Consider the following 13,670-nt stretch of genomic DNA (forward strand, 5'->3'; position numbering starts at 1 on the left):
TAGTCCATTATATTTTATTGATAAATAAAAACTTTTAAAAAAATCAAACATTTCAATCACCTCTGGAATTTAATTGTTTTATATCTTAATTATAATCTATTTTTATTTATTGTCAAAAATTTAATAGGAGGTCAATATGAAAAAAGTATCTAAAAGAACATTAAAAAATTTATCAGGAGTTAATTCAAAACTTGCTTTAATTGTAGGTATGGTACTAGCGAGGGGTAAAGTTGATTTAACTGTTATTAGTGGACTTAGAACTGCTCAGAAACAAAATAAAATATTTTTAGATGGGAGATCTCAATTAGATGGATATAATAAGATCTCATATCATCAAACAGGGAATGCAATTGATTTTATTCCCTATCCATTTGTGATTAATGATTGGAGAGACGTAAATAGATTTGTGTTGATAGGTCAGGAGTTAAAGTTAGCAGCTAAACATCTAGGATTTAATTATTCCTATGGTGGAGATTGGAAAACCTTTAAGGACTACGGACATTTTGAACTTCATGAAAAATAAATTGAGTAACGACCAGTGGACAGGAGTTTGTCTTTGATGCATAGGCAAAATAATGACCGTAGGGAATAGCACCCGCAGGGGAAACCTTCAGCAATGAAATTCTAGACCAATTAAAATGGAATGTTATAGTTAAAATTTGCCATAGTAGACCCGTAAGGGCGAGATGATAAGAAAGGAATAAAATTGAATGAACCTTTATAATTGGATTAATTGTAAATACTACCATTAGGGAGAGATATAATCTTAAAAATATGATATAAAGAAATTTATAGAAAAAAATAAATAATAGCTAAGGAGGATATTTATTATGAATACTTCTGATATTAAATTATTTGAGGTAGCTATAAGAGCTATGGAGAGGGTTGTAAATGAAATATTGTATTATGAGAGAGAAGAGTTCCTATATGAGCAGAGAGAGGTTTATATCGAGAATAGGGGAAATGGATTTAATGATAGAGATTTTAAATTAAGTAATAGTATGGTATTAAGTATAAAGGTTCCTAAAGTTCGTAAAAACTCTAGGGACCTTATTTATTCTATTTTTGAAAAATATAAAAGAAATAGCAATGAATTTGAGATTAATTTAGAAACTTTTTATTCATCTCGGATGTATGAGAAAGATATAGTCAAAATGTTAGGGATTTCTAAAATATCTCAATGTAGAAAAGACAAGATTTTAGAAAAATATATTCAAAAATATGAGGATTTCTTGGCTAAAACTAAAAAAAAGAATTATGACATAATTAAGTTAGATTCAACTTTTAAAGGTAAAATGAGGAATAAAACTAAATATAATATATACTTTGCCTGGGGATTCTATACAGAAAATAATATAGTAAAAAAAGAGTGCTTATATTTCCATATTGACCAGAAAAATGAGAATAAGAAGGAATGGGAAAAGGTCATAAATTATCTAATTAGTAATGTTAATTTAAAAAATACAAAACTACTTATCAGTGATATGTTTAACTCATTAAAAACTTCTTTACATGATATTAAAAAATATACTCCTGAACTAAAAAATATATTGTTTCAAAATTGTATCTGGCATAGACTGCACTCTATTTTTAATGTGTCTATTTTACCCATGAAAATAAAACGACCTTTATTCAGTACATTTTATTCGCAATTTAAAGAAGTAAAAGATATAGAACTTCTAAAAGAATCACTTGATCTATTTAAAAAAATGGAGTTTAAAAAAAATAAAGATATAAATGGAATGTTAAATGTGCACTATGAAGATAATTTTAATTATCTAAGGGTATACTATGATCTAAAACAAAAAGGATACACAATAAAAAATCTTATGCAAAATATGGATATTGAAAGTTTCCATGCAGATCTAAAATATTATTTAAATAAAACAGTAAATTATACGAATTCAAATATCTTAAAAATGCGAATAATGATGTTTTTAGAGCAAAAACAATATATTTAGAAAAAAGCTATTTATATAAAATTTTAGAGTTTATCTATACTATACAATTTTTAGTTTGCCTGGTCTCTCGATCTATCTCTAAAATAGTCTGTTTGAATAGAAAAAGACTGATTTAGAAAAAATAGTGTTTACAATGACTTAACAACGTCTATTTAAAAATTCATAAAATAAGTGTGTTTTAGGGATGGTCATCTATAAAATTAATAATGTACATTCATATTTTGAATAATTAAAAAAAGCATAGAAAAACCAAGGGGTTTCTATACTTTTAATTTTTGACACTAAATTTAGGTATTGCATACGTCACGCTGCTTTTAGTTTTTAGATGCCTTTATTAACAGATCTGTCATATTGTTGGCAAATTCTATAGGATCTTCTAATTGGAATCCTTCTATAAGTAAAGCTTGAGAATACAATACTTCTGCATACTTATTTAAGTTTTCTGGATGTATTTCATTGACCTTAATCAGGGCCTTAAATAATTCATGGTTGGAATTTATCTCTAAAATCCTCTCTGCTTTGATAGTTCCCATAGGATTTTCTCCAGGCATCTCAGCCATTAATTTTTCCATCTCAAATGAGATCCCGTCTGTACCGCTTACAAGGCAGACAGCACTGGATTTAAGTCTTGTAGTAGGTCTGACCTTTGAAACTTTATCTCCTAAAGCTTCCTTAATCTTAGCAAATAGATCAGAATTATCCTTTTCTACCTCATCTAACATCTTCTTGTCGTCGTCACTGGAAAGCTCTTCATTGGCTTCGTGGATAGATTTAAATGTAATATCTTCAAAGTTTCCTAAAGATTTGATGGCAAATTCATCGATCTTGTCGGTAAAGTATAAAACTTCCCACCCTTTGGCTTTAATCCCCTCTAATTGAGGCATTTTTTCCAGACTTTTGATATTATCCCCGGAAACATAGTAGATATGTTTTTGATCTTCAGGCATTCTCTCCTTATATTCTGTCAGAGTAGTCATATTCTCATCATTTGTAGTGTTAAAGATCAAAAGATTTTTTAATGTATCTTTATATCTGCCAAAATTTTCATAGATTCCGCCTTTGATATTTATACCGAATTCATTCCAGAATTTAATATATTCATCTCTGTCAGTTTTTAACATCTTCTCTAATTCCCTCTGGATCTTTTTCTCCAGATTTTTAGCAATTATTCCTAACTGCCTGTTTTGCTGTAAGATCTCACGGGATATATTCAGAGAAAGATCCGGTGAATCTACCAGTCCCTTGATAAATCTAAAGTGATCTGGGATCAATTCTTTGCACTTTTCCATGATAAATACATTTTTACTATATAACTGAAGTCCTTTTTCAAACTCTTTAGAATAAAAATCCATAGGAGTTTTAGACGGGATATACAGGAGTGCCGAATAATCTAAATTTCCTTCTACCTTAAAATGGATAGTTTTTAAAGGGTTTGTCCAGTCGTGGAATTTTCCCTGATAAAATTCATTGTATTCCTCTTCTGTGATCTCAGTTTTAGATTTTTTCCATAGAGGAGTCTGGGAATTTATCTTTTCCTGTTCTACTGTTTCTATCTTTTCCTTAGTTTCTTCGTCTTCAACAGTTTTAGTTACTTCAAGGAGGATTGGATATCTTACATAGTCAGAATATTTTTGGATCAACTCTTTGATCTTGTACTCCTCTAAATACTCTGCATTGGAATCCTCTTTATTCTCTTCCTCTCTCAGGTGAAGGATGATCTCAGTTCCTCTGTGAGATTTTTTAGTATCCTCTATAGTAAAGCTGCCTTCTCCTGTAGATACCCATTTAACTCCTGTCTCAGAATCGGGACTTTTAGTCTTAAGAGTTATCTTGTTGGCTATCATAAATGATGAATAGAAACCTACTCCGAATTGTCCGATGATAGACAGGTCATCTTTGTTATTTTTGGCTTCTTTCATAGCCTCTGTAAATGCACGGGACCCTGATTTTGCAATGGTACCGATATTTGAGATAACCTCTTCATGGGTCATCCCGATACCATTATCCTTGATAGTAATGGTATTTTTTTCTTTATTTATAAATATCTCTATCTTAAATTCATTGTCATCTTTTAATATATTTTGATCTGTAAGGGCTTTAAATTTTAGTTTGTCCAGGGCATCACTGGCATTAGAGATTAATTCTCTTAAAAAAATTTCTTTATGTGTGTAGATAGAATGGATCATCAGGTTCAACAGTTCTTTAGTTTCAGTTTGAAAATTTAATGTTTCTTTATGCATAGTAAATCCTCCTAAAAATTTTTAGCACTCGTTGTTCTAGTATGCTAATTAGTTTTTAACACATTTTCAGTGCACTTGTCAATCTCTCTCTAAAAGAATGAGCCTGTTTATATAAACTCTAGTATACTCTTGAAAATAAAAAGATCTTCCACCTGTGAATATAACAGCTAGAAGATCTTTTCTCTATAGGATCTATTATTTTTTAAAACTTAACTTATAAAAATAGGGATAGTTTGCCGATGTCTGAACATACCCTGCAACATCTTTACTCAATCCTGCATTTGATAACTGATAGTAGATGGGTAAAAATGCAGCATCTGTATTGATAATCTTCTGAGCTTCCTTATAGAGAGCCAGTCTTTTTTCTGTATCCAATTCTTCCTTTGCATCATCCAAAATTTTATCTAAATTTTTATTTTCATAGAAGCTTCTATTTCCTCCGCTTCCCTTGTTGCTGCTATGGGTATTAGGAACTAAACCGTAATCAGCATCCCCTGTAGAAGGAGACCATCCTAGCATATATAGCTCTGCCTTTCCTGTAGAAGTATCGGACAAAAATGCTCCCCATTCTACAACTTCTATATTTAGTGTAATTCCGACCTCTTTTAATTGAGCCTGAATTACTTCGCAAATTTGTGCTCTGGTAGTGTTATTACTGGTAAGAACCGTAAGTTCAATATCTTTATATCCAGACTGGGTTATGAGTTTTTTTGCTTCCTCAGGGTTATATTGATATGTATTTACATCTTTTGAATATCCGAATACCCCAGGTGCAAGAAAACTGTTTGCATCCTTTACAGCTCCCATTAGGATAGTATCGATAATAGTTTTTTTGTCGATAGCCATAGCTATGGCTTTTCTGACCTTAATATCCTTTAAAAAAGGTTTGTCTACGTTCATTCCAAGAAATTGGACACTGAATGAGTTAGTTTCTGCTAAGGTTAAATCAGGATTTTCAAGGACTGTATTTCTAGACATAGATTCTAAATCGGCTGCTATATCTATCTCCCCGGTTTCAAGACCAATAACTTTACTATTTTCTTCTGGGATACTCCTAATTTTTATGTATTTAATACTTGGTTCACCTTTAAAGTAGTCAGGATTCTTTTCTAAAAGGATATAGTCTCCTATATTCCAAGAATCTAAAAAATATCCTCCAGTACCATCGGCCTCTTGGTTGAGGTCGTGAGTTTTTGCAAATTCTGCATTCAGAATAGAAGCTGATTTATGGGATAAGTGGTACAGTAAAGGACCAAATGGTTTTTTAGTGGTAATGGACACAGTATTTTCATCGATAATATCAACCTTGTCGAACAGGGAGTATAAACTTCCTAATTTAGGAGATTTCATGGCTCTCTCTAAAGAAAACTTTACATCTTCTGCTGTAACTTTTTTCCCACTACGAAAGTGGACACCTTTCTTCAAGTGAAATACAGTTGTAAGGGGATCTATATTTTCCCAAAACTCAGCCAGGCTGGGAACAACTTTCATATTTTCATCTACCTCTACCAATCTGTCATATATATTGGCTATAACTCTTTGAGAATATTGGTCGGTAACAGCATGAGGGTCCAAACTCTTGGATTCACTCAGTTGAGCATAGACCAGGGTGTCTTTTACTTCAGTTTTACTTTCCTCACTTTTTCCGCATGAAACAATCCACAGGCCTATAACTATTAAAAAAATAACTTTTTTCATATGATTCCTCCTAAATTTTATTTAATTTTTTTTGCTTTAATCGATCCATAAAATATTGAAATAATTTTTTCATATCCCCGTTATCCCCTTGGGAATACATCATCTCAGGGTGCCATTGAACTCCTAATATAAAGTGATTATCATCAATATATTCAATGGCTTCGATAACATTATCGCTAGATTTGGCAGATACTTTTAAGCTATCTCCTACCTCCTTGATACTCTGGTGATGAAAGGAGTTAACCCATAGATCATCGGTAAAGAGCTTATCTAAAAATGAATCTTCAACGGGAATAACCTTGTGTACAGGGATATGAGGGCTGCTCTCACCCTGAAGGTGTTTTAGATAGACCTCTTTATTGTATTTTAAATCTTGATAGAGGGATCCTCCAAAATATATATTTAAAAGCTGCATCCCTCGGCAGACTCCCAAGATGGGGATATTTTTCTGGATGGCATATTTTATAAGAAGCATATCAAAAGAATCTCTTTTAGGATCTGGAATCTGAGTTTCCGGGAGGGACTCCTCCTGGAATAATTGGGGATTAACATCGTCTCCTCCGGTTAAAATTAAACCATCTATGAGATCTATATATTTAGAGATGGTCTCTTCATCATCGGCTAAGGGTAAAATAATAGGAGTTCCCCCAATCTTTATTATAGAGTCGGGATAATGTTTATTTACATAATCCCTGATAAATCCTGTATTATCAAAATCACGTTGAGAGCCACTGAGGCCTACTATCATATTTTTCATAAAATCCTCCTTAAATCTAAATAAACTTAGTATTTATATATACTATGGAAAGGGAAAGATGTCAATTGTGTCATAGGAGAAAAGTACTATTAAAATTGACAAGGGTAATAAAAAAAACTATATACTATACTGAGATATCTATAAAGGAGGACGATCATGAGGTTAGATTCGGTAAAGCTTATTGAAAAATTATCAAATGCTTATGGAGTATCGGGATTTGAAGATGATGTAGTAGAGATTATAAAGGATAAATTTGGAGATATTTTTGAAATTCAGGAAGATTTTATGAGAAATCTGGTGATATACAGAAAGGGTCACAAGGGGGATAAACCCATAGTTATGTTAGATGGTCATTCAGATGAGGTGGGATTTATCATCCAGAGTATCAAAGCCAATGGTACTATGAGGTTTTTACCCTTGGGAGGATGGATGGCACAAAACATACCAGGACATAAGGTAAGGGTGAAGAATTCCAAAGGAAAGTATATAGAAGGGGTGGTAGCCACAAAACCGCCACACTTTATGAAAGGGCCTATTACCCTCCAGCCTATCCATGAGATGGTGATAGATGTAGGAGCGACGAGTTATGAGGAAATTATAGAGGTATTTCAGATTGAACCAGGAGCACCGGTTATTCCTGATGTTAAATTTTCCATGGATCAGAAGACAGGTGTAATGCTGGGAAAAGCTTTTGATAACAGGTTAGGATGTGCAGCTGTTTTAGAAACCATGCTGACATTGGAAGGAGCTGATTTAGATGTAGATGTGGTAGGTTCTATATCAGTTCAAGAGGAGGTAGGGTGCAGAGGAGCAAAGGTTAATGCAAATACTGTAAAACCGGATTTAGCTGTTGTCTTTGAAGGGTCTCCTGCAGATGATACATTTATGGATAGTTATGATTCTCAAGGGGCACTAAAAAAAGGAACACAGATAAGACATTTTGATATGAGACTCATTGCAAACCATAGATTGATCTCATTTAGTAAATCGGTGGCAAGGGAAAATAAGATACCATTTCAATGTGCAGTCCGAAGTGGAGGAGGGACAGATGCAGGACCTATCCATATGGAGAATAAAGCTGTTCCCAGCCTTATATTGGGGATGCCTGTAAGATATGCTCATACACACTATGGATTTTCAGCATTGGAAGATTATAGAGCTACTGTGGACCTTACAGTGGAGATTTTAAAAAGGTTAAACTCAGATCAATTACAAAAATTTTAATTAAAAAAGAGGAGAGCCTATTTGGCTCTCCTTCTGAATAAGGTTATAATTTATGCATAATTTGGAACAGCTTTTGATTTTAATTTGCATTGTTTTTTCCAATTAATAGTTCCAAAAATAGAGTTTAATAAAAATACAATCCACATCAATAATGTTGCAACTGTTTCAGAGCTTATATTTCCTACTTTCAGCCATAATAGTACAGAGATAGCATTTACTAAGATCCACAGATACCAGTTTTCTGTATATCTTTTTGACATTAAAAATAAAGCAACGATTCCTAATATTGTTGTTGTTGCATCTAAAATAATATTATTTCCATGGATTAAATGTAGGATACCGGCAAGTGTTCCTATAGCAATTATAACTCCTATTACGCCTAGGATCCTTTGTTTAGTTGTTAATACCCTGAACTCTACATCATCATCTGCCTTTACTTTATTTTTTTTCCATGTAATATAACCAAATATTCCCATAGGTATATTGTAGACAACTCTCATAATAGCGTCACCATATATAGCATTGGAATAAGTTATATATCCATATAATATACTCCCTATTATAGAAAATATAAAGTTTGAAACTTTTCCCTTTGCTAATAATACTACACAGATTATGTTGATTATCATAGCTATAATCGACATACCTCCTGCCTTTAAGTAGAGTGAAGCTGACACCGTTGTTAATAGTGAGACCCCTAACCATAAATACTCACCTTTTCTCCATCCTTTAAAATCACTTGCTAAGATCATTTTTTTGTACCCCCTTAGTTGTTTACTTGCTGATTTAACAAAGGAATTATAAATGTAAAAACTATAAATAAATAGGACGAAAGTCTTTTTTTAGGTCAAAAAACAATCGAAAATAAGATTGAAAAAAATCAAGGAATATGATAAATTTATTCGAATATAAATTATTAGGAGAGTGAAAATAAGATGGATTATGTAATTCAGATATTTATCAATGCCATGACAATGATTGCCATATTGAACCCATTCGGGAATGTGCCATTGTTTATAGGATTGACAGAGGATATGGGGAAAATTACCAGAAAAAAGTTATTTAAAGTTATAGTTATTACAGGTTTTGCCATAATGGCGGCATTTGCCCTTGTAGGATCATTTATGATGCACAATTTTTTCAGGGTAGAAATGAAAGAAGTCAGAATAGCAGGAGGAATAATCTTAGTTATTGTAGCTCTAAAGAATCTATTGTTTCCAAAGAAAAATAAAAAGAAAGATGAACCACAGGAAGAATTGACAGAGGAGGAGGAAATTAAACAAGGAATAATACCTATGGCTTTCCCTATGTTGGTTGGACCAGGTTCACTGGCAGGTGTACTTCTTATAAGGCAGGAAGCGGGGATAATTTCCAGTACCCTTTCCTGTGTAGTGGTATTTGTAATCATCCATCTTATGTTTTCTGCAGCGGATATTATAGAAAAGATATTTGGGGAATTGGTTTTGTTTGTACTGTCCAGGGTAATGCAGTTATTTATAATGGCTGTAGGAATAAAAACTATTATCAGTGGTGTAACTATGGTTGTTCAGGGGATAGGAGGTTAAGATGAAAAAGGTAGTATTATATTTAGCTGAAGGATTTGAGGAAATAGAGGCACTGACTACAGCTGATATTTTGAGAAGAGCAGGGATTGAAGTGGATTTAGTTGCTGTAGGAAGTAAAAAAGAGGTATCAGGAGCTCACAAGATAAGGGTAGTAGCAGATACCCTTATAGAGGACCTAAGTCATGAAAAATATGATATGATGATCTTGCCGGGAGGGATGCCAGGAACGTTAAACTTAGATTCATCGAAGATATTAAAGAAGCAGATTATAGATTTTGATTTAGAGAGTAAATTTATAGGAGCTATTTGTGCTGCTCCCCTTGTGATTGGAAAGATGGGTTTTTTAGAGGACAGACAGGCTACTTGTTATCCAGGTGTGGAATCACAACTATTTGGAGCTACCTACAGAGAGGATTTAGATGTGGTAGTAGATGGAAATTTTATAACATCTAGAGGGCCTGGAACAGCTATACCATTTGCATTGAAATTGGTGGAACTTTTAAAGGGAGAAGAAATAAGTAAAAATTTAGCTTCTGATCTTTTAGTTTAAGTACTGAATAAATGGTTAGATATTACGTCTTTATGAGTAAAGTTTAAAACTTTTTAATCTTTAAAAAATAATAGAGATATAGTATAATTATCGTGATGAGGAAGATTTATATTAGTAGGAGGATTTTAAAATGGGATTATTTGATTTTTTTAAAAAAAATAAAGAGGAAAATTATATTGAAATATACTCACCATTAAATGGTAGAGTTATAGACTTATCAGAGGTACCTGATGAAGCGTTTGCTCAAAAAATGATAGGGGATGGGTGTGCTATAGAGCCTGCAGAAGGATCTGTTCATGCTATAGCTGATGCTGAGATCGATATCTTTGATACTAATCACGCAGTTAGTTTTGATCTTGAATGTGGATTAGAGATGATAGTACATTTTGGAATTGATACAGTAAAATTAGACGGACAAGGATTTGAAAGATTAGTTACTCCTGGAGATGTAAAAGCTGGAGACGAATTAGTAAAATACAACCTTGAATATATTACAAAAAATGCAAAATCTACAAGAACTCCAATAATCATATCTAATATGGATGAAGTTGCTGAATTAAAAGTAGTAGCTACAGGAGATGTAAAAGTCGGAGATCTATTAATGAAGGTAAAATTAAATAAGTAATGAATTTTAAGGGATGAGAGATCATCCCTGTTTTTTTATAAAAAAATAGAAGTTTAATAGATTTTCCATTAAACTCCCAATAAATTTTTTTACATATGTTTTTTAAATACTTCCTTTAATTTTATAACTCCGTCTTCAATACTCTCAATCATAACTTCTTCATGGTAGCTATGTCTGTTTAAACTTTTATTATACATAGGATCATAGTATTCTATCATCATTTGACGAGCAGCTTCCCTAATCTCACCTTTTTCTACCAGATCGATAAATTTAGTGTGGGCACTGCCATCCATATATCTTTTTAATTTTTCTGCCACTTCCAATAAATTCTTTTTTAATTCATTGATTCCAGTGTAATCATCCATGATGATGTCTAATCTCATCTCTATGGGAGCTTCTACTAGAATTTTTATTCCCTTCTTCATTGTATTCCAAAATGGATCTGGGATATGAATAGGGCCTATCTTTCTGCTTTCCCCTTCGATCACTATTACATTATTTTTTCTATGCTTAAGAGCATTATATAATAGAGATTCAAAAGTCTTTTGGCTTCTGTCCTGAGGTATCCCTATATGACCAAAGTGAGATCCTCTATTTTTTGCCATTCCTTCCAGGTCTATAGTTTCAACACCGTTTTTGTGTAGTTCATTCAAAATTTTTGTTTTTCCTGTACCTGTTTTCCCATGAAGAGTTATCAGTGTTACTCCCTGGACTATATTTTCAAGATCCTCTATGATAAAAGCTCTATAAGATTTATATCCTCCACTGAGCCTTGCAGTTTTATATCCCATAGATTTAAAGAATGAAGTCATAGACCCGCTTCTCATCCCGCCTCTGGCACAGAAGAATACGATATTGCCGTACTCCTTTGAAAGTTCACTGATTTGTTTGGTGATATCTCCCAATCTTTTAGAGATAGCTTCTATACCCAGCTGCTTAGCCTTTTCTTGAGATTCTTTTTTATATGCAGTTCCCACCATTACTCTCTCTTCATCTAATAATACAGGTATGTTGATGGCCCCTGGAATAGTTGATTCCTGGTATTCCTTGGGAGTTCTTACATCTATTAAGATATAGTTATCTTTTTCTAATAATTCCTTATAACTTATTTCGTTTTTATTCATATCATCGTATATATTGGTTTTCAAAAAATTCACCTTCCTTCCCCTTATTATAACATAGTAGAGGTTAAAAGTTGATATGAAATAATTGCAATATACAAAATAATTTTAATTTTTCTCTTCCTTTATACCACATTGAGATAAATTAAAGGCTTTTCCATTACATTTCATAGTTCCGGCCACTCCTACAACTGTAGAGTTTTCATAACTATCCTTTAAAACTACTGTATTTCCCCCGATCTTAGTTCCCTTGGCAATGGTAATATTTCCTAGAACCTTTGCTCCTGCACCAATTATCACATCATCTTCAATGGTAGGATGTCTTTTTCCGGAATCTTTACCTGTTCCCCCTAGGGTAACCTGGTGATAGATAGTTACATTATTCCCGATTATAGCTGTCTCTCCTATAACTACACCCATTCCATGGTCTATAAAAAGTCCCTTACCTATAGTTGCTCCAGGATGAATCTCTATCCCTGTAAAGAATCTGCTTATTTGAGATAGTAATCTGGCTAAAAAGAAAAATTTTCTCTTAAATAATCCATTGGCTATCCTATACATAAAGATAGCATGAATAGATGGGTAGAGTAGGAGAACCTCTACATTTGATCTTGCAGCGGGGTCGATACTTCTTATATTTTTTATATCATACTTTAAATTTTTAAACATTATTCCTCCAGATGCTATATAATTATTTGCTTATATACTAATGTATTTCTGTTGAGATGTCAAGAGAAATAAGCTAGGGGTTACTTTTCTATACTGTTTTCGTAAATACTCCTGTGGAGATGTACTTTTCCCCGCCATCTGGAGCTACTGTTACCACAATTTTTCCCTCTCCTAATTTCTTAGCTAATATTTTAGCTGCAGCGATATTTGACCCGCTGGAGATTCCTAGATACAGTCCATCAGTGTCCAGTACGCTTCTAGTCATCTCATAAGCTGTTTCATCATCTATAGTAATAACTTCATCGATGATAGATGTGTCTAGTATTTGAGGGATAAATCCTGCTCCAATTCCTTGAATCTTATGAGCACCACCACTGCCGCCAGATAAAACCGGAGATTTAGACGGCTCTACTGCTACAATTTTTATATTTTTGTCACGTTCTTTCAAATATTTACCTGTTCCCCCAAGGGTTCCCCCAGTACCTACTCCTGCTACAAAACCATCTATTCCTGGAAGTTTATCATATATCTCTATTCCGGTAGAAATATAGTGTGCTTTTATATTAGATTTATTTTCAAATTGATTCGGGATATAGTATCTGCTGTCAGCCTCTGCCATCTCATAGGCTTTATTGATAGCTCCTGTCATACCCTTAGTTGGATCAGTCAATACCAAATTTGCCCCATAAGAGCTTATTATATCCTTTCTCTCCTGACTCATACTGGAAGGCATAACCAAAGTTACTTCATATCCCATGGCTTTTCCAATCATGGCTAAAGCTACTCCTGTATTCCCGCTGGTAGGTTCTAAAATAATATCTCCCTGCTTTAATTTACCATCTGTCTCGGCATCTACGATCATTTGGTATGCTGCTCTATCCTTAATAGACCCGCTGGGGTTAAATTTTTCTAATTTTACATATATATCAGCTAGTCCTTTTTCTTTTTTTAATTTAACCATTGGAGTGTTACCTATTAATTCAACGATATTTTTATACATCTGACTACCTCCTATTTTCCTAATAAATGCGTTAAATATTTTATCTAAAATAATCTTATCATTAACCTAGTCTAGTAGTCAAGAATTGTACAGGTTAATTTTTTTTAATTCTATTGACTTGAAGAGTATAGAATATAGAGGCAGAAGCAGATTTTAACAATTTGTCTGAAGAATGAACCCGTCTTCCATAATGGAATGGAGAAAGACGTATTCGTAGAAGAAAACTAAAATAAAATCCCCTCTAGAATATTCTAGAGGGG

Annotated in this window: 13 protein-coding genes; 6 read left to right on the forward strand and 7 right to left on the reverse strand. The window is 33.0% G+C overall.

The genetic code is table 11. From position 1 onward, the window contains the following. Positions 1-136: 136 nt before the first annotated feature. Both NRK67_02520 and NRK67_02525 read left to right on the forward strand, forming a co-directional pair. Positions 137-523: a M15 family metallopeptidase gene (locus tag NRK67_02520; protein UUV17732.1), complete on the forward strand. Its 387-nt coding sequence runs from the start codon at positions 137-139 to the stop codon at positions 521-523. 307 nt (positions 524-830) lie between these two features. Continuing rightward, positions 831-1,961 (forward strand): hypothetical protein, encoded by a 1,131-nt coding sequence (locus NRK67_02525; GenBank protein UUV17733.1) that lies wholly within the window; start codon positions 831-833, stop codon positions 1,959-1,961. 314 nt (positions 1,962-2,275) lie between these two features. Here the strand turns inward: NRK67_02525 and htpG are convergent, their stop codons facing one another. The 3 genes from htpG to NRK67_02540 all read right to left on the reverse strand — a co-directional run bounded on the left by htpG (position 2,276) and on the right by NRK67_02540 (position 6,656). Beyond that, positions 2,276-4,201 carry a molecular chaperone HtpG gene (gene htpG / locus NRK67_02530; GenBank protein ID UUV17734.1) on the reverse strand — a complete coding sequence of 642 codons (1,926 nt, stop codon included), beginning with the start codon at positions 4,199-4,201 and terminating at the stop codon, positions 2,276-2,278. Positions 4,202-4,396: 195 nt separating this feature from the next. Continuing rightward, positions 4,397-5,899: an ABC transporter substrate-binding protein gene (locus NRK67_02535; GenBank protein ID UUV17735.1), complete on the reverse strand. Its 1,503-nt coding sequence runs from the start codon at positions 5,897-5,899 to the stop codon at positions 4,397-4,399. Positions 5,900-5,909: 10 nt separating this feature from the next. After that, complete coding sequence (locus NRK67_02540) at positions 5,910-6,656, reverse strand: gamma-glutamyl-gamma-aminobutyrate hydrolase family protein (protein ID UUV17736.1); 747 nt, start codon at positions 6,654-6,656, stop codon at positions 5,910-5,912. Between the two features lie 156 nt (positions 6,657-6,812). Between NRK67_02540 and NRK67_02545 the strand changes: the two genes are divergently transcribed. After that, entirely contained in the window at positions 6,813-7,880 is a 1,068-nt protein-coding gene (locus tag NRK67_02545) for a M20/M25/M40 family metallo-hydrolase (GenBank protein ID UUV17737.1), read from the forward strand. 50 nt (positions 7,881-7,930) lie between these two features. Here NRK67_02545 and pnuC read toward each other — a convergent pair whose 3' ends face one another. Then, positions 7,931-8,632, reverse strand: coding sequence for a nicotinamide riboside transporter PnuC (gene pnuC, locus NRK67_02550; GenBank protein ID UUV17738.1), 702 nt, complete (start codon positions 8,630-8,632; stop codon positions 7,931-7,933). Positions 8,633-8,815: 183 nt separating this feature from the next. On the opposite strand from pnuC, the gene NRK67_02555 reads away from it, so the two are divergent. From NRK67_02555 to NRK67_02565, 3 genes are all read left to right on the forward strand, one after another. Further along, positions 8,816-9,445 carry a MarC family protein gene (locus NRK67_02555; GenBank protein ID UUV17739.1) on the forward strand — a complete coding sequence of 210 codons (630 nt, stop codon included), beginning with the start codon at positions 8,816-8,818 and terminating at the stop codon, positions 9,443-9,445. Position 9,446: 1 nt separating this feature from the next. Further along, positions 9,447-9,995: a DJ-1/PfpI family protein gene (locus NRK67_02560; protein ID UUV17740.1), complete on the forward strand. Its 549-nt coding sequence runs from the start codon at positions 9,447-9,449 to the stop codon at positions 9,993-9,995. Between the two features lie 130 nt (positions 9,996-10,125). Further along, positions 10,126-10,620 (forward strand): PTS glucose transporter subunit IIA, encoded by a 495-nt coding sequence (locus tag NRK67_02565; GenBank protein UUV17741.1) that lies wholly within the window; start codon positions 10,126-10,128, stop codon positions 10,618-10,620. An 89-nt stretch (positions 10,621-10,709) separates the two neighbouring features. Here NRK67_02565 and mnmH read toward each other — a convergent pair whose 3' ends face one another. The 3 genes from mnmH to cysK form a co-directional block, all read right to left on the reverse strand. Further along, positions 10,710-11,777 (reverse strand): tRNA 2-selenouridine(34) synthase MnmH, encoded by a 1,068-nt coding sequence (gene mnmH, locus NRK67_02570; protein ID UUV17742.1) that lies wholly within the window; start codon positions 11,775-11,777, stop codon positions 10,710-10,712. A 72-nt stretch (positions 11,778-11,849) separates the two neighbouring features. Further along, a complete protein-coding gene (cysE, locus tag NRK67_02575) occupies positions 11,850-12,410 on the reverse strand; it encodes a serine O-acetyltransferase (GenBank protein UUV17743.1) in 561 nt (186 codons plus the stop codon). Between the two features lie 88 nt (positions 12,411-12,498). After that, positions 12,499-13,410, reverse strand: coding sequence for a cysteine synthase A (gene cysK / locus NRK67_02580; protein ID UUV17744.1), 912 nt, complete (start codon positions 13,408-13,410; stop codon positions 12,499-12,501). Positions 13,411-13,670: the final 260 nt, after the last annotated feature.

The organism is Fusobacteria bacterium ZRK30, from assembly GCA_024628785.1.
In the GTDB taxonomy this organism is placed as follows: Bacteria; Fusobacteriota; Fusobacteriia; order Fusobacteriales; family Fusobacteriaceae; genus Psychrilyobacter.

Coding starts and splice junctions, on each gene's coding strand:
- NRK67_02520 (UUV17732.1), top strand. CDS start 137: ATGAAAAAAGTATCTAAAAGAACATTAAAAAATTTATCAGGAGTTAAT.
- NRK67_02525 (UUV17733.1), top strand. CDS start 831: ATGAATACTTCTGATATTAAATTATTTGAGGTAGCTATAAGAGCTATG.
- htpG (UUV17734.1), bottom strand. CDS start 4,201: ATGCATAAAGAAACATTAAATTTTCAAACTGAAACTAAAGAACTGTTG.
- NRK67_02535 (UUV17735.1), bottom strand. CDS start 5,899: ATGAAAAAAGTTATTTTTTTAATAGTTATAGGCCTGTGGATTGTTTCA.
- NRK67_02540 (UUV17736.1), bottom strand. CDS start 6,656: ATGAAAAATATGATAGTAGGCCTCAGTGGCTCTCAACGTGATTTTGAT.
- NRK67_02545 (UUV17737.1), top strand. CDS start 6,813: ATGAGGTTAGATTCGGTAAAGCTTATTGAAAAATTATCAAATGCTTAT.
- pnuC (UUV17738.1), bottom strand. CDS start 8,632: ATGATCTTAGCAAGTGATTTTAAAGGATGGAGAAAAGGTGAGTATTTA.
- NRK67_02555 (UUV17739.1), top strand. CDS start 8,816: ATGGATTATGTAATTCAGATATTTATCAATGCCATGACAATGATTGCC.
- NRK67_02560 (UUV17740.1), top strand. CDS start 9,447: ATGAAAAAGGTAGTATTATATTTAGCTGAAGGATTTGAGGAAATAGAG.
- NRK67_02565 (UUV17741.1), top strand. CDS start 10,126: ATGGGATTATTTGATTTTTTTAAAAAAAATAAAGAGGAAAATTATATT.
- cysE (UUV17743.1), bottom strand. CDS start 12,410: ATGTTTAAAAATTTAAAGTATGATATAAAAAATATAAGAAGTATCGAC.
- cysK (UUV17744.1), bottom strand. CDS start 13,410: ATGTATAAAAATATCGTTGAATTAATAGGTAACACTCCAATGGTTAAA.